Source organism: Nocardia sp. NPDC051052, assembly GCF_044456045.1.
In the GTDB taxonomy this organism is placed as follows: Bacteria; Actinomycetota; Actinomycetes; order Mycobacteriales; family Mycobacteriaceae; genus Nocardia.
This window is the reverse complement of record NZ_JBITFL010000003.1, coordinates 81,606-103,182: the sequence shown is the minus strand read 5'-3', so window position 1 is coordinate 103,182 and position 21,577 is coordinate 81,606. Positions and strand designations below refer to the sequence as shown.

Genomic DNA, 21,577 nt, shown 5'->3' with positions numbered 1-21,577 from the left:
TCAGCTGGATTTCGGACGTCGTCTGCTGAGCCGGGCCAGCAGCCACAATGTCGGCAGGGCGACCAGCCACACCACCACGATCACCGACAGGGCGGGGGGAATGGCGACGCGGACATCGCGTCCCTCCACCCGCACCAGATCGGGGTCGGCACGGTTGTATTCGACCCGGATCCGCTCGCCCGCGGTGAGATTGGTCGGATACAGCACGCCGACCTTCGGATTGTGTGTCTCCCCGTCCGGCGTCACGTACATGACCGCCGAGCGCAGCCGGCCGGCGGAGAGCACCTCGGCGCTGGCCACACCCTTGTCCGAGCTGATCAGGTAGTCGTTGCGCCAGGCGGCGAACACCAGCAGCACGACGAGCACACTGACCACCGTCGCAGCCGTGAGCACGCCGATCCTGGCCCGCCGCAGGCGGAGCGACCGCCGATCAGACTGGGTGGTTTCCAACACCGCAACAAGGCTACCGACCACCTCGGCTACGGTGTCGCGCATGTCCCGAAAATTCAGCTTCACCGTGCCTTACCGCATCCCGGTCGAAGATCTTCACCGGGCAGTTACCGACGACAAGGTCTGGCAGGCGCGTTTCGCCGACGCCGAGACCGCGACCGTGGACCTTTCGCATCCCGAGGGCGACGGCACCATTCGCGTCCACATGACCGAAAAGGCCTCAGAGGACAAGATTCCCAGCGTCGTGAGCAAGGTGCTCAAGAGCCAGCTCACGCTCGCCCGCACCGACAACTGGCAGGGCCTGGTCGGCGAGATCGCCAAGGGCACCTTCGAAGGCGCGACCACCGGCATCAACACCGAGATGTCGGGTACCTACGAAATGCGTTCGACCGCGGAGGGCTCCGAGATCGAGGTGGTCGGCACCGTGCAGGTCAAGGTGCCGATGGTCGGCGGCGCCATCGAGCCGCTCGCCGAGCAGCTGCATCATCGGGTGCTCAACAGCGAGCGCACGTTCGTCGAGGAGTGGGTCGCCGCACAGGCGACTGCCTGATCCACGTCCCGCCCCGTCGTTCCGGTGTCCGCCGGAACGACGGGGCCTCGGCTATTCGAAATCCACGGGGGAGTACTCCTTCCGCTCCACCAGCACCAGCCAGTTCCCGGAGTTGTCCCGGATGATCGCCTCGGTGCCGTAGGGCCGCTCGGTGGGCGGCTGAATGAACTCGACGCCCTTCGCGGTGAGTTCCTCGAAGGTCTTCTGGCAGTTCTCGGTGCGCAGGCCGAGCGCGCCGTGCGTGCCGTTGGCGAGTGCGCGGCGGATGGCGTCGGCCAGGTTGTCGTCTGCGACCAGGCTATGGGCGTGCCGCGCCCGGTGGCTGCTCCGAAATTGCGCGATCTCAGACCTCGCGCTTGCGGTCGCTGAGGCCGTGCATGAACACATAGCAGCCGGGAATGCGCGGAGCCCCGTCGGCGAACTCGGCTTGATATTCCGAGGGCGTGACGCCGACCAGCTGACGGAATTCGCTGCTGAACGAACCGAGGCTGCTGTAGCCGACCAGCCCATAGTTGGAGAACCCGTCGTCACGTGGGCAAGCAAGGATCAGCGTCCCGCTGGCCGAGCTCGCGAAACCGCAGGTCCGGATGTCAGGAGAAGGGGGGAAGCTCGTCGGTGCGCATCGACATCCGCCCCGCGGCCCGCCACGCCCGCGCGGTCAGGTCGACGTCCTCGTCGGTGACCAGGTTGCCCATCACCCGAACCGCCGTGCGCTGCAAGTACTTCGACCGCATCACCGGCGGCCCGCCGGCCGGCACCAGCCGCGGATGGGTGGCCAGCCCGGCAATCCGGCGCGCCACCGAGAAGGTGCGGCCGTACTTCGCGCGCAGCAGTTCGGGCCACACCCGGGTGAGGTCCGGCTCGTCGAGCAGCCCGGCCAGCAGGTGCCCGCCCTCCAGGCCGTAGTCGATGCCCTCGCCGTTCAACGGATTCACACAACCCGCGGCGTCGCCGACCAGCACCCAATTGCGTCCCGCCACATTCGACACCGCGCCGCCCATCGGCAACAGCGCCGAGGCCACCGCGCGCAACGAGCCCTCGAACTCCCACTCGTCGAAGCGCAGCTTGGTGTAGTGCTCTAGCAGCGGCTTCAACGCGATGTGCGACGGGCGTTTCTCGGTGGCCAGCGAACCGACCCCGATATTGACCTCGCCGTTGCCGAGCGGAAACACCCAGCCGTAGCCGGGCACCAGCACATCGTCGGCGTCGCGCAGTTCGAGATGCGAGGTGATCCACTGATCGTCGCTGCGGCCGGACTTGATGTAGGCGCGGGCCGCCGTGCCGTACGCGTACTGCCGGTGCCAGGTGCGGCCGAGCAGCCGTCCGATCGGCGAGCGCACGCCGTCGGCGACGACCAGCGTCGCGCACTCGATGGCGTGCGTACCCTCGGCTGTCCGCACGATCACACCCGTGACCCGGTCACCGTCGCGGGTGAGATCGACCACCTTGGTGCCGTCGATCATCCGCGCGCCGGACTTCATCGCGGTCTCGCGCAGCTTGTCGTCGAGTTCGGTTCGGGGAACGGCACTTCCGTAGGTCGGGAAGGAACCGGCGGGCCAGGGCAGCAGGGCCTCCCTGCCGAAGCCGGTCATCCGGAGGCCGTGGTTCACGGTGTGCGCGCGCAGCCACTCGCCGAGGCCGAGGTGTTCCAGCTCGGCCGTCGCGCGCGGGGTCAGCCCATCGCCGCAGGTCTTGTCCCTGGGAAAGACGGCGGAGTCGAGCAGCAGCACGTCGCGGCCTGCCCGCGCGGCCCATGCCGCGGCCGCCGAACCGGCCGGACCCGCACCGACGACGAGCACCTCGGCCCTGGTGGGCAGCGCGTCCCCGCCCGCGGGGGTGACTTCCGGTGAACCCATGACCTCAATACTTGCAGGGCAATCTTGTTCGTGTCGACGGCGGGCGCGTCCGCGGCGACGCGGCGCGGCGAGGCGCGCGGACAACGGCGTGCAAAAGTGTCTGATACACCGCATAGTGATGGTGTTCATGGGCCATCGGCTGGGGACACGCTAGGTTCTCTATCGTGGGGTCGGACGGATCGGTGGGAGAAGAAATGAGCACATCGGCTGTGAAGGACGAGAGCACGGTGGTTGCCGGGGTCGACCTCGTCGACGTCGAGCTCGCGGCAACCGTGCGCAACGGCCTGGAAGAGGTCGAGAAGCTCCTGGTCACCGAGCTGTCCGACGGCGAGGAATTCCTGCAGGAGGCGGCGCTGCACCTGGCCAAGGCCGGCGGCAAGCGCTTCCGTCCGCTGTTCACCATCCTCACCGGCCAGCTCGGTCCGCGCCCGACCGATCCCGCGCTAATCACCGCGGGCACCGTCGTCGAGCTCGTGCACCTGGCGACGCTCTACCACGACGACGTGATGGACGAGGCCACCATGCGCCGCGGCGCCCCGAGCGTGAATTCCCGCTGGGGCAACAACATCGCGATCCTGGCGGGCGATTATCTGTTCGCGCACGCCTCCCGGCTGACGTCGACCCTCGGTCCCGACGCCGTCCGGATCATCGCCGAAACCTTCGCCGAACTGGTCACCGGCCAGATGCGCGAGACCATGGGCGCCCGCGAATCCCAGGACCCGGTCGAGCACTATCTGCGCGTCGTCTGGGAGAAGACCGGCTCGCTCATCGCGGCCGCCGGCCGATTCGGCGGCACCTTCTCCGGCGCGAACACCGAGCACGTGGAGCGACTGGCCCGGCTCGGCGACGCGGTCGGCACCGCATTCCAGATCTCCGACGACATCATCGACATCTCCTCGGCCGCCGAGCAGTCCGGCAAGACCCCTGGCACCGACCTGCGCGAGGGCGTGCACACGCTGCCGGTGCTGTACGCGCTGCGCGACGAGGGCGCCGAGGGCGACCGACTGCGCAAGCTGCTCGCCCACCCGCTGCACACCGACGCGGAGGTGGAGGAGGCGCTCGACCTGCTGTCCCGCTCGCGCGGCATGGTGCTGGCCAAGGAGAAGCTCCAGGGCTACGCCGATATCGCGCACGCCGAACTCGCCGCGCTGCCCGCCGGACCGGCCAACGACGCCCTCGAACACCTGGTTCGCTACACGATCGAGCGGGTCGGCTGACTCGAGCCGGAACCTTTGCTCGCCTCTTATCGTTGACCTGGTGTAATGCAGTCGGTTGGACGACGGCGGTAGTGCGACAACTGATTTCTGAAGCACATGGGTAACTCGCCGGGTACGGGCTAACTCGCCGCGCTACCGGCCGCCGGGCGCCAACGGTGGTTTCGTGGCACCCAAGTCTGGCCAAAAGACTCGGAGAGGCGGACATGCACGGGTATGCGAACGGATTCAAGACGTTCGGTCTGATGGTCGGCTTGTCGGCGTTGATCGTGTTCGCCGGTGCGCTGTTCCGCAGCCCGATGATCCTGATCATCGCCATCGTGTTCGCCGTCGGCATGAACGCGTACGCGTACTTCAACAGCGACAAGCTCGCGTTGAAGGCCATGCACGCACAGCCGGTCAGCGAGCTGGAAGCGCCGGTGATCTACCGGATCGTGCGTGAACTGGCGACCGCCGCGCGTCAGCCGATGCCTCGGCTCTACATCAGCCCCACCAACGCGCCCAACGCCTTCGCCACCGGCCGCAGTCCACGGCACGCGGCGGTCTGCTGTACCAGCGGCATCCTGCAAATTCTGGACGAGCGAGAGCTACGCGCGGTGCTCGGCCACGAGCTATCACACGTCTACAACCGCGACATCCTGATCTCCTCGGTCGCAGGCGCGCTCGCCGCGGTCATCTCCGGACTGGCCAACCTGGCTTACTTCGCCTCGGCGTTCGGCGGCAACCGTAATGGTGGCGGCCCGAACATCATCGGCGTGCTGCTCGTCTCGCTGCTCGGCCCGATCGCCGCGAGCCTGATCAAGCTGGCCGTGTCCCGCTCCCGCGAATTCCAGGCGGACCAGTCCGGCGCCGAACTCACCGGCGACCCGCTCGCCCTCGCCTCGGCGCTGCGCAAGCTGGAGCGCGGCGTGCAGGCCGCCCCCTTGCCGCCTGAGCCGCAATTGACCGCCCAGTCGCATCTCATGATCGCCAACCCGTTCCGCACGGGCGAGCGTGCCGCCCGCTGGTTCTCCACCCATCCGCCGATGGCCGAGCGCATCGCTCGCCTGGAGGAAATGGCAGGCGGGCCGCGGCGCTAGCCCGCCGCTCCGCTGTCGGGTGTGGCGTCTCGGGCCAGCCGCTCTTCGAACGCGCGGAACGTGTCGACGAACAGTGCGCGCTGTTCCGGCGTCAACGGCGCCAGCACTTCGCGCCACGCGCGCGCACTGCCGCCGAGCCATTCGTTGATCGAATCCGTATGTGCCGCAGCGATTCCCACGATGGTGCGGCGGCGGTCGCGGTCGTCGGCGGTGCGGTCGAGCAGCCCGTCACGACTCAGTTCGCTCACCATCAGGCTCACCGTTGTCGGCGCGACCTCCAGTCGCGCGGCGAGCTCGTTCACCGTCTGCGGCCCCTCGAAAACCAGGATCGCCAGCAGCGAAAGGTGCCGGGGCGCGAGCGCGAATTCCCGGAGTGCGTCCGGGACCCGTAATCGCTTGGCGCGCCCGACAACCCGTGGCATGAGCAGCAGCAGGGTGCGAATCCCCTCGTCGACGCCGAGGCCCGCCCGCTGCTGTTCGGTCGACATCGCCGGTACTCGCGAGCTGCTATCGGTAGTTGACGAACTGCAGGGCGATGCCGAAATCCTCGCCCTTCAGCAGCGAGATGACGGCCTGCAGGTCGTCGCGCTTCTTGCTGCTCACCCGCAGTTCCTCACCCTGGATCTGCGCCTTCACGCCCTTGGGGCCCTCGTCGCGGATCTTCTTGGTGATCTTCTTCGCGTGCTCGGTGTCGATGCCCTGCACCAGCGTTCCGGTGATCTTGTAGGTCTTGCCGGAGGCCACCGGCTCGCCCGCGTCGAACGCCTTGAGCGAAATGTCGCGGCGAATCAGCTTCTCCTTGAACACATCCAGCGCCGCCTTGACCCGCTCCTCGGCCTCGGCCGTCAGCACGATCTTGTCCTCGCCGGACCACTCGATGGCCGCGCCGGTGTTTCGGAAGTCGTAGCGGGTGGTCAGCTCCTTCTCCGCCTGATGCAGGGCGTTGTCGACCTCCTGACGTTCGACCTTGCTGACGACATCGAATGACGAATCGGCCACACTTCGCTCCTGTCCTGACGGTCCAACGGCTCGCTCGACCGGTTGATCGGTCACGTTAGTTGTACCCCGGAGCGCGACCGTAGTCCCGCCGCATGGCCGATGGCCAGCCGGTTTGCATAACGGGCCGGGGTTGGATGTATTCTGCTTTTCGCGCCGAGAGCGCGACGGCAGATTGCCCGAGCGGCCAATGGGAGCGGACTGTAAATCCGTCGGCGAAAGCCTACGTAGGTTCGAATCCTACATCTGCCACCCGAAGCCCCTGTGGATCGAGAACCCTTCGATCCACAGGGGCTTTTCCGTTGGCAGGGCCCGGCGTCGGCCATCGGCAACCGAGGTACCGGACGAGCCCCGCGAAAAAGGCTTCTGACCACCCGGTTTGGAGCTCTGACCCTTGGGTGTGTAACCTCGTTCAAGACTTCGCCGCGCCGGGGTCGGGTGTTTGGAGCCTGGTGCGAAAGTAGTCATGCCCCCTTAGCTCAGTCGGTAGAGCGTTTCCATGGTAAGGAAAAGGTCAACGGTTCGATTCCGTTAGGGGGCTCGCCGGATTGCCGGTGGTGACCGACTCGGCATCGCACATAGTTCTCACTACGGTGGGGCCGGGCGCGGCACTACAGCAATGCGACCCCGTGGCGGTGTAGCTCAGTCGGTAGAGCAAACGACTCATAATCGTTGTGTCGCCGGTTCAAGTCCGGCCATCGCTACCAAACCGATCAGACCAACTGGTTGACCCGAAAGAAGGAATATCGTGGCCGCGAAGTCCACCGATGTCCGGCCAAAGATCACCTTGGCCTGCGAGCAGTGCAAGCACCGCAACTACATCACCAAGAAGAACCGGCGCAACGACCCGGATCGGCTGGAGCTCAAGAAGTTCTGCCCGAACTGTGGCACGCACCGGGGACATAAAGAATCCCGCTAGTCCGCCACGCGTGATGCTGCCGCGTGGATCGGCGTCGAGAGCCTGAACGCTCTCGGCAATCTGGATCGTGACAGTGCGAGGGCCGGACGTTTGTCCGGCCCTGACGCATTTCTCGGTCGAGTAGCGCGGTAGTAGACGCTCCGCCGGCTCCGGATACGGGGTCAGATAGGTACAGTCCACCCGTGACAATCAACACCGGTACAGACGAAGCGGTTCAGGCGGTCGAGACCTTCGACCCCGCGGCACACGCGGCCTCGATGGTTGGTCACCACTACCGCGTCGACGACTACTACGAGGTCGGCCGCGAGAAGGTACGCGAATACGCGCGCGCTGTGCAGGACTACCACCCGGTGCACTGGGACGAAGACCTGGCGCAGGAGTACGGCTACGACGGCCTGCTCGCGCCGTTGACCTTCATCTCCCTGGTCGGCATTCTGGCCCAGCGCAAGCTCTTCGAGCAGATTGTCACCGGCTACGACCTGAGCCAGATCCTGCAGACCGACCAGATCCTGGAATTCCACCGGCCGATCAAGGTCGGCGACCAGCTGGTCTGCGACGTCTACCTGCACTCGTTCCGGCAGGCCTTCGGCGGCGACATCATCGTCACCAAGAACATCGTCACCGCGCAGAACGACGAGCTGGTGCTCACCACCTACACCACGCTGATCGGCCGCAGCGGCGGCGAGATCGACCCGAACCTCAACGACGTGGTCCGCAACGTGCTGATGCACGGCATCGGCGAAGACGCACCGGATCATCGCCCGCGCGCCAACGCACCCGCCCCCGTGGTCGCCGCCAAGGCGCCCGAGATCGCGCCGAGCAAGCGCGCCATCAGCTTCGACGACATCGCGGCCGGCGACGAGTTGCCTGCCCGCATCGTCCGGCTGACCCGCGGCGATCTGGTGAACTACGCGGGCGTCTCCGGCGATGCCAACCCGATCCACTGGAGCGACGAGGTCGTCAAGCTCGTCGACCTGGAAGACGTGGTCGCGCACGGCATGCTCACCATGGGCCTCGGCGGCGGTTTCGTCACCTCCTGGGTCGGCGATCCCGGCGCGGTCAAGGAATACAACGTCCGCTTCACCAGCCCGGTCTATGTGGGGACGGATGAGGCCGCCGAGATCGAGTACACCGGTAAGGTGAAGTCCGTGGATCCGGAGACGCGGACCGCGGTCATCGCCATCGTGGCGAAGTCGGCGGGGCGCAAGATCTTCGGGCGCGCGACGGCAACCGTCCAATTGGCCTGAGGCGGTCGCGGTCGGCCTGACCTGGTCGACTGACCCTGATTGGCTAACGACGCGGGAGGTAACGTACACTCAGGTTTCTGGGGTCACCAGCCGCTGCGCGCTGCTCTGTAGGGCTGGTTCCAAGCGAATCCGCGAGGATTCGCCGAGGGGCCGGCAACTGCCGGAGTAGCGCGCGTGTTGTGTGACACCAGAGCTGAACAACTGAATACCGAACAGTGGTTGGATGGCCAACACGGATCCAACCGAAGGGGCGTAGCTCAACTGGCAGAGCAGCGGTCTCCAAAACCGCAGGTTGCAGGTTCAAGTCCTGTCGCCCCTGCCTTGCGTAGCGACTGTTTGCAGGTCGCTCGAAAGGATCAGCATGCCAGCGACGAAAGGATCGACGTGAGCGAGCGGGAAGATCGCCTGGGCGCACATGCGACCGACGATGGCGATGACACCGCCGGATCAGCTCGTCCTAGTGGCAAGCGGACCGCTCGGCGGACTCGGAATGCGTCGTCCGACACAGGTTCGATCGCCACGTTGGATCGACCCGCGTCGCGCAAGGCAGCCAAGACCGATCGGGCCGAACGCGGAACGCGTAATCCGTTCAAGCGTTTGATCAAGTTCCTGCGTGAAGTAGTCGCGGAACTGCGCAAGGTGATCTGGCCCAACCGGAAGCAGATGGTCACCTATACGAGCGTTGTTCTGGTGTTCGTGATTTTCATGGTCGCGTTCATCAGCGGGTTGGATGTGGCGTTCATCAAGGGTGTCAACTGGCTGTTCGGCTGATAGAACGCCGACGCTTGCGACTGCTTGCAGGTCGCTCGAAAGGGTCAGCTTGCGACTGCTTGCAGGTCGCTCGAAAGGGTCAGCCGCCGGCCGATCCCCGGGGCGGACCAGGGTGGAGTAGTTCCCGCCGCGCGCCAAGCCCCGCACGCAGAGGATGTACGTGACGACACAGGAAGCGAGTGCCCCAGTGAGCACCCCGGAGAACGACACAAACGAAGAGTTCCCGGTCGAGGACGCGGTGGTGGATCCCACGACCGAAGACGCCGCGACCGTCGAAGGCTCCGAGGACGTGGACTCTGAGGACGTGGACTCCGAGGGTGCTGCCGACTCCAAGGCCGCCGAGGCGGAGACCGACGAGGACGCCGCTGCCGAAGCCGCTCCGATCGACGAAGAGCCCGCCGACCCGGTCGCCGAGATGAAGTCCGCGCTGCGTCGTGCCCCCGGCGACTGGTACGTCATCCACTCGTACGCCGGTTACGAGAACAAGGTGAAGGCCAACCTCGAGACCCGCGTGCAGAACCTGGACCTGGAGGAGTACATCTTCCAGGTCGAGGTGCCGACCGAAGAGGTCACCGAGATCAAGAACGGCCAGCGCAAGAATGTCAACCGCAAGGTGCTGCCCGGCTACATCCTGGTCCGGATGGAACTCAACGACGAGTCGTGGGGCGCGGTGCGCAACACCCCCGGTGTCACCGGATTCGTCGGTGCCACCTCGCGTCCGTCGCCGCTGTCCATCGATGACGTGGTGAAGTTCCTCGTGCCCGCCGCCCAGCAGAAGAAGGCGCCTGCCGCCGGCGGCGCGGGTTCGGGCGATTCCGCCACCGAGTCGGTGTCCAAGCCGACCATCGAGGTCGACTTCGAGGTCGGCGAGTCGGTGACCGTGATGGACGGCCCGTTCGCGACGCTGCCCGCCAGCATCTCCGAGGTCAACGCCGAGCAGCAGAAGCTCAAGGTGCTCGTGTCGATCTTCGGTCGCGAGACCCCGGTGGAGCTCGGCTTCACCCAGGTCGCGAAGATCTAAGACGTTCCGTCCTCGACGGAATGAATCGGCCCGGACCACGGGTTGATTCACCAGGACTTGCAAAGAGCAAGGAAAACAGACACCTAGGAAAGAAAGATGCCCCCCAAGAAGAAGAAGCTCGCCGGGATCATCAAGCTTCAGATCCAGGCCGGCCAGGCGAACCCTGCCCCTCCGGTGGGTCCCGCGCTCGGTCAGCACGGCGTGAACATCATGGAGTTCTGCAAGGCGTACAACGCCGCGACCGAGTCGCAGCGTGGCAACGTCATCCCGGTCGAGATCTCGGTCTACGAGGATCGCTCGTTCGACTTCAAGCTGAAGACCCCGCCCGCCGCTCGGCTGCTGCTCAAGGCCGCCGGTGTGCAGAAGGGTTCGGCTGAGCCGCACAAGACCAAGGTCGCGAAGATCACCATGGACCAGGTCCGGGAGATCGCCAAGACCAAGGCCGAAGATCTGAACGCCACTGACATCGATCAGGCCGCGAAGATCATCGCCGGTACCGCGCGTTCGATGGGTATCACCGTCGAAGGCTGATCGGCCGCACTTGCGCTCCAGGTGGGAGGGCCGGCCAGGCCCGATAACCACGGCTGAAACCAGAAACTAAGGACAGAGAATCATGGCAAAACGAAGCAAGGCGTATCTCGCCGCGGCCGAGAAGGTCGATCGCGACGCGCTGTACTCCCCGCTCGCCGCCGCGCGGCTGGCCAAGGAGACCGCGACCACCAAGACCGACGCGACCGTAGAGGTCGCCGTTCGTCTCGGCGTCGATCCCCGCAAGGCGGACCAGATGGTTCGTGGCACGGTCAACCTGCCGCACGGCACCGGTAAGACCGCCCGCGTCATCGTGTTCGCGGCCGGCGAGAAGGCCGCCGAGGCCGAGGCCGCCGGTGCGGACGCGGTCGGCGCCGAGGACCTGATCGAGCGGATCCAGGGTGGCTGGCTCGATTTCGACGCCGCGATCGCCACCCCGGACCAGATGGCCAAGGTCGGCCGGATCGCGCGTGTCCTCGGACCGCGTGGCCTGATGCCGAACCCGAAGACGGGCACGGTCACCAACGACGTGACCAAGGCCGTCAACGAGATCAAGGGCGGAAAGATCAACTTCCGCGTCGACAAGCAGGCCAACCTGCACTTCGTCATCGGCAAGGCCTCCTTCGCCGAAGCCGCGCTGGTGGAGAACTACGGCGCCGCGCTGGAGGAGATCCTGCGTGTGAAGCCGTCGACCGCCAAGGGCCGCTACGTCAAGAAGGTGACGGTTTCGACGAACACCGGACCGGGCATCCCGGTGGACCCGAACCGCACCCGCAACCTCCTCGACGAGGATGCGTCTTAAGTAGCACCTGAGCACGTCCGCCGGGGCGGGAACGCGAATCGCGTTCCCGCCCCGACGCGTTTAGGGGATCGGACTAATTCTGGGCTCGGCATCGTTGGCCCTGACGTGACGGTTGTCCTGCTCATCTCCGGAAGCACCCGCGGTGCTTCGACCAATTCCGCGGCCTTGCGCACGGTCCAAACGCTCGCCGCCGACGGCGTGGACGCGCGGTGCTTCGACGGTCTCGCCGAGCTGCCCGCCTTCAACCCGGACGACGACGGCACCGGACATCCGTCGGTTCTCGCACTGCGCGAACAGCTTTCGCAGGCCGACGCGGTGCTGTTCTGCACCCCGGAGTACGCGGGCACGCTGCCCGGCAGCCTGAAGAACCTGCTCGACTGGACCGTCGGCAATGCCGATCTTTATGAGAAGCCGACCGCCTGGATCAACGTGGCCGCACTAGGCCGTGGTGAAGGGGCCGCCGCCACGCTGGCACTCGTCCTCGGGTACGTGGGTGCGGACGTAGCTCCCGACGACTGCGCCCGGCTGCCGGTCGGCCGCGACGACGTCGGGCCGGACGGACTGGTCACCTCCGCTGAATTCCGCAGCGGCGCAACCGAAGCATTGAACAAGCTGGCGGCCAGAGCATCAGCCTGACTCAGGCAAAGGCCGGGACCATCCGGGTCCCGGCCTCAGCAATCGAGCTCAGTCAGCCGACCGAATCCTCTTGTGGCTCAGCTTCTTTCCGCCAGCCGAGCAACACCGACTCGCCTTCCGGCACACCCCAGGGCAGGAACATCGCCACTACCACCGCGCACACCACCACCGCGGCCGCCGCGACCAGCGATGCGGTGTGCGAGCCCTGCAGCGCGGCCGTTTTCATGGCGACGATGAGGTTTTCCCGCTGGCTCTCGAAGAACGGGGGGAGCGGGCGCTTGCGGATTTCCAGCACGCTGAGCGGGCTGGACTTCACCAATCCCTTTTCGTTCTCGCTCATCAAGTTGGCGGGCAGCGCGTCGATGCGCGGACCGATCCTGGTCGTGTAATACGACGCCACGATCGAGCCGAGCACCGCGACGCCGAGGGTGCCGCCGATCTCCCGGGTGGTGTCGTTGACCGCGGATCCGGCGCCCGCCTCGTTGAGCGGTAGCGCTCCCATGATCGATTCGGTCGCCGGTCCCTGGACGATGCCGACGCCGAGTGCCATGAACACCATGGCGGGCAGTACGTCGGTGACATAGGGGCTGTCCACCGTCACCTGGCCGCCGAGATACAGCCCGAGTCCGGTGCTCAACAGGCCGATCACGATGACCGGAGTCGGCCCGAATCGCTGCGCAAGCAACGTGGCAATCGGTGCGCCGATCGCCACCGAGAACGCGAAAGGCAGTGAGGCGATACCGAATTCGAGCGGCGTGTATTCCCGCACGCCCTGGAAATACTGGGTGATGAGGAAAAGGAAACCGAACATCGAGAAGTAGCAGATCGCAATCGACAAGGCGGGCATGGAGAATCGCCGATTGCGGAACAGTGTCATATCGAGAATTGGTGCGGCAGTACGCAATTCCCAGACGATGAACGCGGCAAGCAGGAAAATGCCGAGCGCGCCGGTGCCCAGCGTTGTCGTGGACAGCCAGCCGAACCGCGGTGCCTCGATGATGGACCAGACCACCAGCGTGATGCCGGCGATGGACAGGCCGATGCCAGGCAGATCGAGCCTGCCGACCTGGGTGGAGCGTGATTCGGGCACCCAGAGCAGGGTGGCGACGAGCGCGACAAGTGCCAGCGGCACATTGATCCAGAAGACCGAGTGCCAGGTGAAGTGCGCCAGCAGCCAGCCACCGGAGATCGGGCCGATCGCGATGGCGAAGCCCGCCATCGCGGTCCACGCCGCGATGGCAAGGGCCCGTTCGCGTTTGTCGTGGAAGATGTTGATGATCAGGGCGAGTGTCGCGGGGAAGACGGCGGCGGCGAACACGCCCATCGCGGCGCGTGCGGCGATCACGCCGCCCATCGAACCGGACAGCGCGCCCGCCACCGACATGGCGCCGACGCCGGCCAGACCGATCATCATGACCCGGCGGCGGCCGAGGCGGTCGCCCAGATTGCCGAACGCGAGCAACAAGCCCGCGAAGGTGAGGGTGTACGCGTCGACGACCCATTGCAGGCCGCTGACGCCGGTGCGCAGCTGTACCCCGATCGAGGGCAGTGCGACGTTCACGATGGTGTTGTCCAGGACGACTAGCAGCTCGGCGAGGCAGATCACGGCCAAGGCGAGAAAGCGCTGGTTACGTCGTTCCAGCAGCACCGGTGGATCGACTATGGAGGTTGCCATAGTTCAGCAGTCAAACAGTAACTGTCACCGTTGGTAACACCTTCGAGCGGCGATCTCGGCCACATCGACGGGCCGACTGTGATGTGCGACACGTCACTTTGACCGCCGAAGGGTCCCAATTCGCCTCAGCCCCACCCCGTTTTGGCAGATGGGGGGTGGTCCAGGTACATTGGACAACAGTTATCGACTAGTTCGATTCCTACCCAATCCGTTCTACCGAAGACCGTTGGTCGTCGAGCCCGCATGGGCTCGGTCGAAGGTCCGGCGACAGTGCTGGCGGCCCACGCAGGGAGAACCGAGGCCGTCAGTTATGTGTGCGCCCCGGAACGCCTTGCGTCCGGGGCGTTTGTTTTGTCGCCAACCCCTGATCGGTAGTCCGTTTCGAACCGACCATCAGAGAGGAGGCGAAGTATGGCAAAACCCGAGAAGGTCACTGCGGTCGCGGAGATCGCGGAGCAGTTCAAGAGCTCCACTGCCACCGTTGTCACGGAATACCGTGGCCTGTCGGTGGGCAAGCTCACCGAACTGCGACGTGCGCTGGGCGCCGAAGCCACGTACTCCGTCGCCAAGAACACCCTGGTCAAGCGCGCTGCCGCGGAAGCTGGCGTGGAAGGCCTCGACGAGCTGTTCGTCGGACCGACCGCGATCACCTTCATCAGTGGCGAGCCGGTTACCGCGGCGAAGACCCTGAAGACCTTCGCGAAGGACAACAAGGCGCTCATCATCAAGGGCGGCTACATGGACGGCGCACCGCTGTCCGTGTCCGAGGTCGAGAAGATCGCCGACCTGGAGTCCCGCGAGGTCCTGCTGGCCAAGCTGGCCGGTGCGATGAAGGGCAACATGGCGAAGGCCGCGGGCCTGTTCAACGCTCCCGCGTCGCAGGTGGCTCGCCTTGCCGCCGCGCTGCTGGAGAAGAAGCAGGCCGAAGCCGGTGGCGAAACCGCTACCGCCGCTGAATAACCCCGTACGGGTGATTCGCGTGCGCGTCGCCCTCATAGCGAATAACTACCGAAAGGAACAACATCATGGCCAACGTTGAAGAACTGCTGGAGACCTTCGGCAGCATGACCCTGCTCGAGCTGTCGGACTTCGTCAAGAAGTTCGAAGAGAAGTTCGAGGTCACCGCCGCTGCTCCGGTCGCCGTCGCCGGTCCGGCCGGCCCGGGTGCGGCCGCCGAGGCCGTCGAAGAGCAGGACGAGTTCGACGTCATCCTCGAGGGTGCGGGCGACAAGAAGATCCAGGTCATCAAGGTGGTCCGCGAGATCGTCTCCGGCCTGGGCCTGAAGGAAGCCAAGGACCTCGTCGAGGGCGCGCCGAAGGCCATCCTGGAGAAGGTTGCCAAGGATGCCGCCGAGGCTGCCAAGGCGAAGCTGGAAGACGCCGGCGCCAAGGTCTCGGTCAAGTAATTCCCGACCGAATCGCCGACGGGCGGTCCCCTCTTTGGGGGCCGCCCGTTTGCTATTTGTGGCGACCTGCGCCAACAATCCGGAAATAGCGAATGAAACGGGGTTACTCTTCAGTCAGGTAGGGGTGTGCCCCGTCTTGCTCTTGGGATACAGTGGCCCGACCCACTGTGACGTGACACACCGCGCTACCGAGCACGCGGTTAGCTGGTGGGCAGCTCGCTGAGAAATTGTGGAGGTTGGCGTGGGCGTCGAGGTCAGAACCGAAGGTATTACCAAGTCTTTCGGATCCCAGCGAATTTGGCAGGATGTCTCCCTGACCTTGCCGACCGGCGAGGTCAGCGCATTGCTTGGCCCGTCGGGTACCGGCAAGTCCGTCTTCCTGAAGTCGCTGATCGGCCTGCTGCGCCCGGAGCGCGGCTCGATCTACGTCGGCGACACCGATATCACCACCTGCTCCAACAAGGACCTCTACGAGATCCGCAAGCTCTTCGGCGTGCTGTTCCAGGACGGCGCGCTGTTCGGCTCGATGAACCTCTTCGACAATGTCGCGTTCCCCCTTCGTGAGCACACGAAGAAGTCGGAATCCGACATTCGCAAGATCGTCATGGAGAAGCTGGAGCTGACCGGTCTGCTCGGGGCCGAAGGCAAGCTGCCCGGTGAGATCTCCGGCGGTATGCGCAAGCGCGCCGGGCTGGCCCGCGCTCTCGTGCTCGACCCGCAGATCATCCTCGTCGACGAGCCGGACTCCGGCCTCGACCCGGTGCGCACCGCCTACATCAGCCAGCTGCTGATCGACATCAACGCGCAGATCGATGCCACCATCCTGATCGTCACGCACAACATCAACCTGGCCCGCACCGTGCCCGACAACATCGGCATGATGTTCCGCCGCCAGCTGGTCATGTTCGGCCCGCGCGAGGTGCTGCTGACCTCTGACGAGCCCGTGGTCAAGCAGTTCCTCAACGGACGCATGCAGGGCCCGATCGGCATGTCCGAGGAGAAGGACGAGGCCCAGATGGCGCGCGAGCAGGCGATGTTCGACGGTGGCCACCACCACGGTGGTGCCGAAGAGGTCGAGGGCATCATTCCGCAGATGCAGGCGACCCCCGGTATGCCGGTGCGTCAGGCCGTGAACCGCCGCAAGGAGCGGGTCCGCGAGATCATGCACACCCTGCCGCACGCGGCCCAGACCGCGATTCGCGAATCACTTGATCAGAACGATGAGACGCAGGTGCTCGCGTACAACAACAGCGACCAGGGTGGTTACCAGGGCGGCGCGTACGAGACCACCGCTGTACACAACACAACTAACGGGTAACATCTGCGATCGTGAATTCCTCCCTGGCGCGATTGCGGACTCCACTGGAGTCGGGGTTTGGCCAGGCCGGCAACATCTTTGCGCTGTTCGTAGATGTGCTGCGCAAGACGTTTCGCCGGCCGTTCGAGTGGCGGGAGTTCATCGAGCAGTCGTGGTTCATCGCGAGTGTCTCGATCCTGCCCAGCGCACTCGTCGCTATTCCCTTCGGCGCGGTCGTCGCGCTGCAGACCGGTTCGTTGATCAAACAGCTCGGTGCCGAATCCTTCACCGGCGCAACAAGTGTGCTCGCCACCGTGCAGCAGGCGGCGCCGATCGTCACGGCGCTGATCATCGCGGGTGCGGCCGGTTCGGCGGTCGCCGCCGACCTCGGCTCGCGCACCATCCGTGAGGAGATCGACGCGCTGGAGGTACTCGGCGTCGATCCGGTGCACAAGCTGGTGGTGCCGCGCGTGCTCGGCATGACGGTGGTCGCGCTGCTGCTGAACGGCCTGGTCTCGGTGGTCGGTATCGCGGGCGGCTACTTCTTCAACGTGCTGCTGCAGGGCGGCACGCCCGGCGCGTATCTCGCGTCGTTCTCCGCCCTCGCGCAGCTGCCGGACCTGTGGATCGGCGAGTTCAAAGCGCTGGTGTTCGGTCTGATAGCCGGTGTGATCGCCGCATATAAGGGTTTGCACCCCAAGGGTGGCCCGAAGGGAGTTGGTGAAGCGGTGAACCAGTCCGTGGTGATCACGTTCTTGGTGCTGTTCTTCGTGAACCTCATTCTCACCCTGGTGTACCTGCAGGTCGTCCCCGCCAAGGGCGCCTGACCGGTGGCCACCCAGTACCGCAACCCCACTCTCGCCAAATCGCTTCGCCGGGCGGGAAGTATCGTGCGCTCACCGCTGAAGGTGATCGATCGGGCCGGCGAGCAGATGTCGTTCTACTCGCGCACCATCGCCTGGATCCCGCGCACCGCGGTGCATTACCGCAAGGAGGTCATGCGGCTGCTCGCCGAGGTGACCTTCGGCAGCGGCGCGCTCGCGGTGATCGGCGGCACCATCGGCGTCATCGTGTTCATGTCCGGCTCGGTCGGCGTCGTCGTCGGCCTGCAGGGCTTCAAGGCGCTGGACGCGCTGGGTAGCTCCGTGCTCACCGGTTTCCTCACCGCCTACATCAACACCCGCGAAATCGCGCCGCTGGTGGCCGCTTTGGCGCTGTCGGCGACGGTGGGCTGTGGTTTCACCGCGCAGCTCGGCGCCATGCGGATCTCCGAGGAGATCGACGCGCTCGAGGTGATGGCGGTGCCCGGCGTGCCGTTCCTGGTCACCACCCGGGTGATCGCCGGCTTCCTCGCGGTGATCCCGCTCTACATCGTCGGCCTGCTCGGCACGTTCCTGGCGTCGCGGATGATCAGCATCTGGTTCAACGGGCAATCCAGCGGGTCCTACGACCACTACTTCAGCCTGTTCCTACCACCTGAAGACGTGCTCTATTCGTTCGTCAAGGTGCTGGTGTTCGCGTTCGTGATCATCATGGTGCACTGCTACTACGGCTTCCACGCCACCGGCGGGCCGGCCGGTGTCGGCGTCGCCGTCGGGCGCGCGGTGCGTGCCGCGATCGTGCTGGTGAACGTGCTCGATTTCTTCCTCAGCCTGGCCATTTGGGGAACCACCACGACGGTGCGGGTGGCGGGATGACTCGCGGCGTGCAGGCCTGGCGCTCTACCGAGAAGCTGCGCATCCGCGTCCTCGGCATCGCGTTCTTCGTGGTGGTCGCGCTGTTTCTCGCGACGACTATCGCGATCTACAACAAGCAGTTCGTGAAGACGGTCGACGTCGCGCTGATCACCGACAGCGTCGGCAACGCGCTCACCAAGAACGCGGACGTGAAGGTGCGCGGCATCACCGTCGGCGATGTGCGGTCCAGCCACTCCGACAACGGCAAGGTGACGCTGAACCTCGCCATCCAGCCGGACAAGGCCGATCAGATCCCGGCCAACGTGACGGCGCGGCTGCTGCCCAAGACGCTGTTCGGCGAGCGGTACGTGGACCTGGTGATCCCCGCCGACCGCAGCGCGACGCACCTGACCAACGGCGTGACGCTGCAGCAGGATCAGAGCGGTAACGCGATCGAGCTGAGCAAGCTGCTCGACGATTTGATGCCGCTGCTGCAGGCAATTCCACCGCAGGACTTGGCGTCCACCCTCGGCGCGCTGTCCCAGGCGCTGTCCGGTCAGGGCCTCGCGCTCGGCGAGAGCGTGGACAAGCTGGACAACATCTTCCGTCAGGTCAACGGCGTGCTGCCGGACCTGCAGCAGGACCTGCGCAGCTTCGCCGAGGTGGCCGCCACCTACGCCGACGCCGCACCGCAGCTGGTGAACGCGCTGGACAACCTGCGAACCACCAACGCGACCATCGTGCAACGGCGCTTCGACATCGATTCGCTGTACGCCGTGCTGACGCCGGCGTCGTCGAACACCGCCGACTTCCTGGTTGCCAACCGGGACAACATCATCGACCTGTCCGCCGACTCGCGTCCGCTGCTCGAGCAGCTGGCCACCTACTCGCCCACCTTCCCGTGTGTGATGGCGAACTTCGCCCTGCAAAGGCCGCGCATCGACGAGATCCTCGGCAAGGGCACCAAGAACCCGGGCACCCGGGTGACCATCGAGTTGACCAACCCGCGTGGCAAGTACCTGCCGAACCAGGACGAGCCGCGGTGGCTGGATGATCGTGGGCCGTGGTGTATTCCGGAGAAGCCGCTCGGTGTCGACCCCGGTCAGTACACCGGCGGCGCGAACAACGACGGCTCCTACGCCGTACCGAGCCGCAACCCCGGCGATCTGGAAACGGGCAAGCTGTCGCCGCCGCAGTTCGGCGTCTACCCGGCGAGCAATGTCGCGACGATCGCGGGCTCGCCGATGGAGCAGCAGTCACTCGGCGCGATCTACGGTGCCGCCCAGGGTGTTTCGCCCGACCAGGTGCCCGGCTGGGTAACCAGGGCCGGTGCGCCCGCGTTCCGCGGTAGCGAGGTGAGCGTGCGATGAAACAGCAGCTGCGTGGCCTCGGCGGCCCACTCGCCAAGCTGGTCATCTTCGTCGTCGTGACGATTTTCGCGACAACGGTGCTCGCGCTGTCCATCGCCAATTACAGCGGTGACGGCACCAAGTTCAAGGCTCGCTTCGCCGATGTCACCTCGCTGAACAAGGGCGACGAGGTGCGCGTCGCCGGTGTCCGGATCGGCAAGGTCACCAATATCGCGATCGTGGACAAGCGCCTCGCCGAGGTGAGTTTCGAACTCACCGACCGCAATTGGCTGCCCGCCTCGACCACCGCGAGCATCCGCTACCGCAACCTGGTCGGCCAGCGCTACATCGCGCTCGAGCAGGGCACCGGTGAGCAGGGCCGCAAGCTCAACGCGGGCGGCACCATCCCGCTGGAGCGCACCAACCCCGCGCTCAACCTGACCACCCTGTTCAACGGCTTCCGCCCGCTGTTCCGCACGCTGACCGCCGACGACGTGAACAAGCTCTCCTTCGAGATCATCCAGGTGTTCCAGGGCGAGCAGGGCACCATTCACGATCTGGTGGCAACCACCGCGAGCCTGACCAACAAGATCGCGGACAAGGACGCGGTGATCGGTGAGCTGGTGCGCAACCTGACCGCCGTGCTCGACACGGTCAACCAGCGCGACGACCAGTTCAACCAGCTCATCGTCAATACCGAGGCGCTCGTCAGCGGGCTGTCCGCGGAACGCGACACGATCGGCCGCTCGGTGACCTCGCTCGGCAACCTGGCCTCGGCCACCGCCGACCTGCTCGTTCCGGTGCGCCCGACGCTGCAGGGTTCGATCGCCGGCCTGAGCCAGCTCACCGGCACCATCAACGAACGCAAGGACGATATGAACGACGTCCTGCGCAACCTGCCGATCAAGATGGAAAAGCTCGGCCGGGTAGGCAGTTATGGCTCCTGGTTCCAGTTCTATCTGTGCGGTATCGACATCGTCGTCGGGCCGGGCACGGCGGATGCGCCGAACCTGAACCTGCCCGCCGGGCTACCGACGATCAACCAGCCGATATACACCAACGCCGCGCCGCGCTGCTCCGGGAAGGCCCGCTGATGGACGACCGGATTCTGCTCGGACGCCGCAGTCCCGTCTTCATGGGTGTGCTCGGCCTGGTGATGGTGCTGCTGGTGACGGTGTCGGCGTTTTTCCTGGACCGGCTGCCGATCATCGGCGCGGGCACCAAGTACACCGCCGAATTCTCCGAGGCCGCGGGCCTGAAGAAGGGCAACGAGGTCCGCATCGCGGGCGTGAAGGTCGGTTCGGTCTCCGACGTGCGCCTCGACGGTCCCAAGGTGCTCGTCGACTTCCGCACCCAGGACGCCTGGATCGGCAGCGAGACCACCGCCTCGATCCAGATCAAGACCGTGCTCGGCCAGAAGTACCTGGCACTGGACCCGAAGGGGTCCCGCGCGGCCGACCCGTCCACCCGGATTCCGTTGTCGCGCACCGTCGCTCCGTATGACGTGGTAGACGCGTTCACCGACGCGGCGAAGAACATCGACCAGATCGACACCGCGCAGCTGGCCACCAGCATGCGGGTGCTCTCCGACGCGTTCTCGACCACGCCGCCGGAGCTGCGCGGCTCGATCGACGGCGTCGCCCGCCTGTCGGAGACGCTGGCCAAGCGCGACGAGGAGCTGAAGAAGCTGTTCGCCGCGACCAGGCAGACCACCAAGGTGCTCGCCGACCGCAACGCCGAGTTCGAGCGGTTGCTCGCCAACGGCGGCCAGCTGCTCGCCGAGCTCAACATCCGCCAGCAGTCGATCGCGCAGCTGCTTTCCGGCGCCAAGACGGTGGCCGCGGAGCTCACCGCGCTGGTGCACGACAACGAGGAGCAGATCGGCCCCGCGTTGAAGAACCTGCGCGGCTCGATCGATCTGCTGAATGCCAACCAGCAGAACATCTCCAAGACCTTGGAGCTGGCGGCGCCGTTCTACGGGATCTACGCCAGCGTGCTCGGCACCGGTCGCTGGTTCGACGCGGTGATCGTCAACCTGATCCCGCCCGCGCTGCCGGATATCCCCGGTGCTCGTCCGCCGATCCGCAACATGGGAGGTAACTGAC

Annotated in this window: 24 protein-coding genes, 4 tRNA genes and 1 pseudogene; 22 read left to right on the top strand and 7 right to left on the bottom strand. The window is 65.7% G+C overall.

All coding sequences use genetic code 11. The features are described from left to right. On the bottom strand, window positions 1-495 hold the full coding sequence (locus tag ACIBCN_RS10650; RefSeq protein WP_396991283.1) for a DUF3592 domain-containing protein: 495 nt from the start codon (window positions 493-495) through the stop codon (window positions 1-3). Between ACIBCN_RS10650 and ACIBCN_RS10645 the strand changes: the two genes are divergently transcribed. Further along, window positions 494-1,000 (top strand): DUF2505 domain-containing protein, encoded by a 507-nt coding sequence (locus ACIBCN_RS10645; RefSeq protein ID WP_396991282.1) that lies wholly within the window; start codon window positions 494-496, stop codon window positions 998-1,000. The two genes, ACIBCN_RS10650 and ACIBCN_RS10645, sit on opposite strands and share 2 nt — an antisense overlap. A gap of 51 nt (window positions 1,001-1,051) precedes the next feature. Here the strand turns inward: ACIBCN_RS10645 and ACIBCN_RS10640 are convergent, their stop codons facing one another. The 3 genes and pseudogenes from ACIBCN_RS10640 to ACIBCN_RS10630 form a co-directional block, all read right to left on the bottom strand. Next, window positions 1,052-1,387 carry a VOC family protein gene (locus ACIBCN_RS10640; protein ID WP_396991281.1) on the bottom strand — a complete coding sequence of 112 codons (336 nt, stop codon included), beginning with the start codon at window positions 1,385-1,387 and terminating at the stop codon, window positions 1,052-1,054. Continuing rightward, a pseudogene (locus ACIBCN_RS10635) lies at window positions 1,344-1,505 on the bottom strand (AraC family transcriptional regulator); the annotation flags it as partial. The gene ACIBCN_RS10640 and the pseudogene ACIBCN_RS10635, both read right to left, overlap by 44 nt. An 85-nt stretch (window positions 1,506-1,590) precedes the next feature. Then, on the bottom strand, window positions 1,591-2,856 hold the full coding sequence (locus ACIBCN_RS10630; protein ID WP_396991280.1) for a geranylgeranyl reductase family protein: 1,266 nt from the start codon (window positions 2,854-2,856) through the stop codon (window positions 1,591-1,593). Window positions 2,857-3,050: 194 nt separating this feature from the next. On the opposite strand from ACIBCN_RS10630, the gene ACIBCN_RS10625 reads away from it, so the two are divergent. Then, window positions 3,051-4,073 carry a polyprenyl synthetase family protein gene (locus ACIBCN_RS10625; protein ID WP_396991279.1) on the top strand — a complete coding sequence of 341 codons (1,023 nt, stop codon included), beginning with the start codon at window positions 3,051-3,053 and terminating at the stop codon, window positions 4,071-4,073. A gap of 203 nt (window positions 4,074-4,276) precedes the next feature. After that, window positions 4,277-5,149, top strand: coding sequence for a zinc metalloprotease HtpX (gene htpX, locus ACIBCN_RS10620; RefSeq protein WP_396991278.1), 873 nt, complete (start codon window positions 4,277-4,279; stop codon window positions 5,147-5,149). On the opposite strand, the gene ACIBCN_RS10615 is transcribed toward htpX, so the two are convergent. Beyond that, complete coding sequence (locus ACIBCN_RS10615) at window positions 5,146-5,637, bottom strand: MarR family transcriptional regulator (protein WP_396991277.1); 492 nt, start codon at window positions 5,635-5,637, stop codon at window positions 5,146-5,148. The two genes, htpX and ACIBCN_RS10615, sit on opposite strands and share 4 nt — an antisense overlap. A 19-nt stretch (window positions 5,638-5,656) precedes the next feature. Next, the gene (locus tag ACIBCN_RS10610) at window positions 5,657-6,148 is read right to left on the bottom strand and encodes a YajQ family cyclic di-GMP-binding protein (RefSeq protein WP_357385561.1); all 492 of its coding nucleotides are present in this window, start codon (window positions 6,146-6,148) and stop codon (window positions 5,657-5,659) included. 166 nt (window positions 6,149-6,314) lie between these two features. On the opposite strand from ACIBCN_RS10610, the gene ACIBCN_RS10605 reads away from it, so the two are divergent. The 11 genes from ACIBCN_RS10605 (at window position 6,315) to ACIBCN_RS10555 (ending at window position 12,069) form a co-directional block, all read left to right on the top strand. Next, window positions 6,315-6,397 (top strand) — tRNA-Tyr (locus ACIBCN_RS10605). A 216-nt stretch (window positions 6,398-6,613) separates the two neighbouring features. Further along, window positions 6,614-6,686 (top strand) — tRNA-Thr (locus ACIBCN_RS10600). 90 nt (window positions 6,687-6,776) lie between these two features. Next, window positions 6,777-6,852 (top strand) — tRNA-Met (locus ACIBCN_RS10595). 41 nt (window positions 6,853-6,893) lie between these two features. Beyond that, window positions 6,894-7,064, top strand: a complete 171-nt coding sequence (gene rpmG, locus ACIBCN_RS10590) for a 50S ribosomal protein L33 (protein WP_014988500.1) — start codon at window positions 6,894-6,896, stop codon at window positions 7,062-7,064. Window positions 7,065-7,252: 188 nt separating this feature from the next. Further along, on the top strand, window positions 7,253-8,311 hold the full coding sequence (locus ACIBCN_RS10585) for a fused (3R)-hydroxyacyl-ACP dehydratase subunits HadA/HadB (RefSeq protein ID WP_396991859.1): 1,059 nt from the start codon (window positions 7,253-7,255) through the stop codon (window positions 8,309-8,311). A gap of 246 nt (window positions 8,312-8,557) precedes the next feature. After that, a tRNA-Trp gene (locus ACIBCN_RS10580) sits at window positions 8,558-8,630 on the top strand. A 203-nt stretch (window positions 8,631-8,833) separates the two neighbouring features. Beyond that, the gene (secE, locus tag ACIBCN_RS10575; protein WP_396991276.1) at window positions 8,834-9,082 is read left to right on the top strand and encodes a preprotein translocase subunit SecE; all 249 of its coding nucleotides are present in this window, start codon (window positions 8,834-8,836) and stop codon (window positions 9,080-9,082) included. A 187-nt stretch (window positions 9,083-9,269) separates the two neighbouring features. Next, window positions 9,270-10,103: a transcription termination/antitermination protein NusG gene (nusG, locus tag ACIBCN_RS10570; RefSeq protein WP_396991858.1), complete on the top strand. Its 834-nt coding sequence runs from the start codon at window positions 9,270-9,272 to the stop codon at window positions 10,101-10,103. A 96-nt stretch (window positions 10,104-10,199) separates the two neighbouring features. After that, the gene (gene rplK, locus ACIBCN_RS10565; protein WP_396991275.1) at window positions 10,200-10,634 is read left to right on the top strand and encodes a 50S ribosomal protein L11; all 435 of its coding nucleotides are present in this window, start codon (window positions 10,200-10,202) and stop codon (window positions 10,632-10,634) included. An 82-nt stretch (window positions 10,635-10,716) separates the two neighbouring features. After that, the gene (gene rplA, locus ACIBCN_RS10560) at window positions 10,717-11,433 is read left to right on the top strand and encodes a 50S ribosomal protein L1 (protein WP_396991274.1); all 717 of its coding nucleotides are present in this window, start codon (window positions 10,717-10,719) and stop codon (window positions 11,431-11,433) included. A gap of 105 nt (window positions 11,434-11,538) precedes the next feature. Then, entirely contained in the window at window positions 11,539-12,069 is a 531-nt protein-coding gene (locus ACIBCN_RS10555) for an NADPH-dependent FMN reductase (RefSeq protein ID WP_396991273.1), read from the top strand. A gap of 52 nt (window positions 12,070-12,121) precedes the next feature. Here ACIBCN_RS10555 and ACIBCN_RS10550 read toward each other — a convergent pair whose 3' ends face one another. After that, complete coding sequence (locus ACIBCN_RS10550; protein WP_396991272.1) at window positions 12,122-13,744, bottom strand: MFS transporter; 1,623 nt, start codon at window positions 13,742-13,744, stop codon at window positions 12,122-12,124. 411 nt (window positions 13,745-14,155) lie between these two features. On the opposite strand from ACIBCN_RS10550, the gene rplJ reads away from it, so the two are divergent. The 8 genes from rplJ (at window position 14,156) to ACIBCN_RS10510 (ending at window position 21,576) form a co-directional block, all read left to right on the top strand. Then, the gene (rplJ, locus tag ACIBCN_RS10545) at window positions 14,156-14,704 is read left to right on the top strand and encodes a 50S ribosomal protein L10 (protein ID WP_396991271.1); all 549 of its coding nucleotides are present in this window, start codon (window positions 14,156-14,158) and stop codon (window positions 14,702-14,704) included. 65 nt (window positions 14,705-14,769) lie between these two features. Beyond that, the gene (rplL, locus tag ACIBCN_RS10540) at window positions 14,770-15,150 is read left to right on the top strand and encodes a 50S ribosomal protein L7/L12 (RefSeq protein ID WP_396991270.1); all 381 of its coding nucleotides are present in this window, start codon (window positions 14,770-14,772) and stop codon (window positions 15,148-15,150) included. Between the two features lie 241 nt (window positions 15,151-15,391). Further along, the gene (locus ACIBCN_RS10535) at window positions 15,392-16,468 is read left to right on the top strand and encodes an ABC transporter ATP-binding protein (RefSeq protein ID WP_396991269.1); all 1,077 of its coding nucleotides are present in this window, start codon (window positions 15,392-15,394) and stop codon (window positions 16,466-16,468) included. Between the two features lie 11 nt (window positions 16,469-16,479). After that, a complete protein-coding gene (locus tag ACIBCN_RS10530; protein WP_150399750.1) occupies window positions 16,480-17,274 on the top strand; it encodes an ABC transporter permease in 795 nt (264 codons plus the stop codon). Between the two features lie 105 nt (window positions 17,275-17,379). Then, window positions 17,380-18,144: an ABC transporter permease gene (locus ACIBCN_RS10525; protein ID WP_396991857.1), complete on the top strand. Its 765-nt coding sequence runs from the start codon at window positions 17,380-17,382 to the stop codon at window positions 18,142-18,144. Continuing rightward, window positions 18,141-19,493 carry an MCE family protein gene (locus ACIBCN_RS10520; protein WP_396991268.1) on the top strand — a complete coding sequence of 451 codons (1,353 nt, stop codon included), beginning with the start codon at window positions 18,141-18,143 and terminating at the stop codon, window positions 19,491-19,493. Before ACIBCN_RS10525 ends, ACIBCN_RS10520 begins: the two co-directional genes overlap by 4 nt. Further along, window positions 19,490-20,566 carry an MCE family protein gene (locus ACIBCN_RS10515; RefSeq protein ID WP_396991267.1) on the top strand — a complete coding sequence of 359 codons (1,077 nt, stop codon included), beginning with the start codon at window positions 19,490-19,492 and terminating at the stop codon, window positions 20,564-20,566. Before ACIBCN_RS10520 ends, ACIBCN_RS10515 begins: the two co-directional genes overlap by 4 nt. Further along, complete coding sequence (locus ACIBCN_RS10510) at window positions 20,566-21,576, top strand: MCE family protein (protein WP_396991266.1); 1,011 nt, start codon at window positions 20,566-20,568, stop codon at window positions 21,574-21,576. Before ACIBCN_RS10515 ends, ACIBCN_RS10510 begins: the two co-directional genes overlap by 1 nt. Window position 21,577 lies beyond the last annotated feature (1 nt).

Bases quoted from the DNA above. Each gene is read 5' to 3' on its own strand.
- rplL (WP_396991270.1), top strand. From the start codon at position 14,770: ATGGCCAACGTTGAAGAACTGCTGGAGACCTTCGGCAGCATGACCCTG.
- ACIBCN_RS10520 (WP_396991268.1), top strand. From the start codon at position 18,141: ATGACTCGCGGCGTGCAGGCCTGGCGCTCTACCGAGAAGCTGCGCATC.
- ACIBCN_RS10640 (WP_396991281.1), bottom strand. From the start codon at position 1,387: ATGTGTTCATGCACGGCCTCAGCGACCGCAAGCGCGAGGTCTGAGATC.
- rplJ (WP_396991271.1), top strand. From the start codon at position 14,156: ATGGCAAAACCCGAGAAGGTCACTGCGGTCGCGGAGATCGCGGAGCAG.
- ACIBCN_RS10510 (WP_396991266.1), top strand. From the start codon at position 20,566: ATGGACGACCGGATTCTGCTCGGACGCCGCAGTCCCGTCTTCATGGGT.
- ACIBCN_RS10515 (WP_396991267.1), top strand. From the start codon at position 19,490: ATGAAACAGCAGCTGCGTGGCCTCGGCGGCCCACTCGCCAAGCTGGTC.
- ACIBCN_RS10630 (WP_396991280.1), bottom strand. From the start codon at position 2,856: ATGGGTTCACCGGAAGTCACCCCCGCGGGCGGGGACGCGCTGCCCACC.
- ACIBCN_RS10650 (WP_396991283.1), bottom strand. From the start codon at position 495: ATGCGCGACACCGTAGCCGAGGTGGTCGGTAGCCTTGTTGCGGTGTTG.
- ACIBCN_RS10625 (WP_396991279.1), top strand. From the start codon at position 3,051: ATGAGCACATCGGCTGTGAAGGACGAGAGCACGGTGGTTGCCGGGGTC.
- rplK (WP_396991275.1), top strand. From the start codon at position 10,200: ATGCCCCCCAAGAAGAAGAAGCTCGCCGGGATCATCAAGCTTCAGATC.
- ACIBCN_RS10525 (WP_396991857.1), top strand. From the start codon at position 17,380: ATGTCGTTCTACTCGCGCACCATCGCCTGGATCCCGCGCACCGCGGTG.
- htpX (WP_396991278.1), top strand. From the start codon at position 4,277: ATGCACGGGTATGCGAACGGATTCAAGACGTTCGGTCTGATGGTCGGC.
- rplA (WP_396991274.1), top strand. From the start codon at position 10,717: ATGGCAAAACGAAGCAAGGCGTATCTCGCCGCGGCCGAGAAGGTCGAT.
- ACIBCN_RS10550 (WP_396991272.1), bottom strand. From the start codon at position 13,744: ATGGCAACCTCCATAGTCGATCCACCGGTGCTGCTGGAACGACGTAAC.
- ACIBCN_RS10645 (WP_396991282.1), top strand. From the start codon at position 494: ATGTCCCGAAAATTCAGCTTCACCGTGCCTTACCGCATCCCGGTCGAA.
- ACIBCN_RS10615 (WP_396991277.1), bottom strand. From the start codon at position 5,637: ATGTCGACCGAACAGCAGCGGGCGGGCCTCGGCGTCGACGAGGGGATT.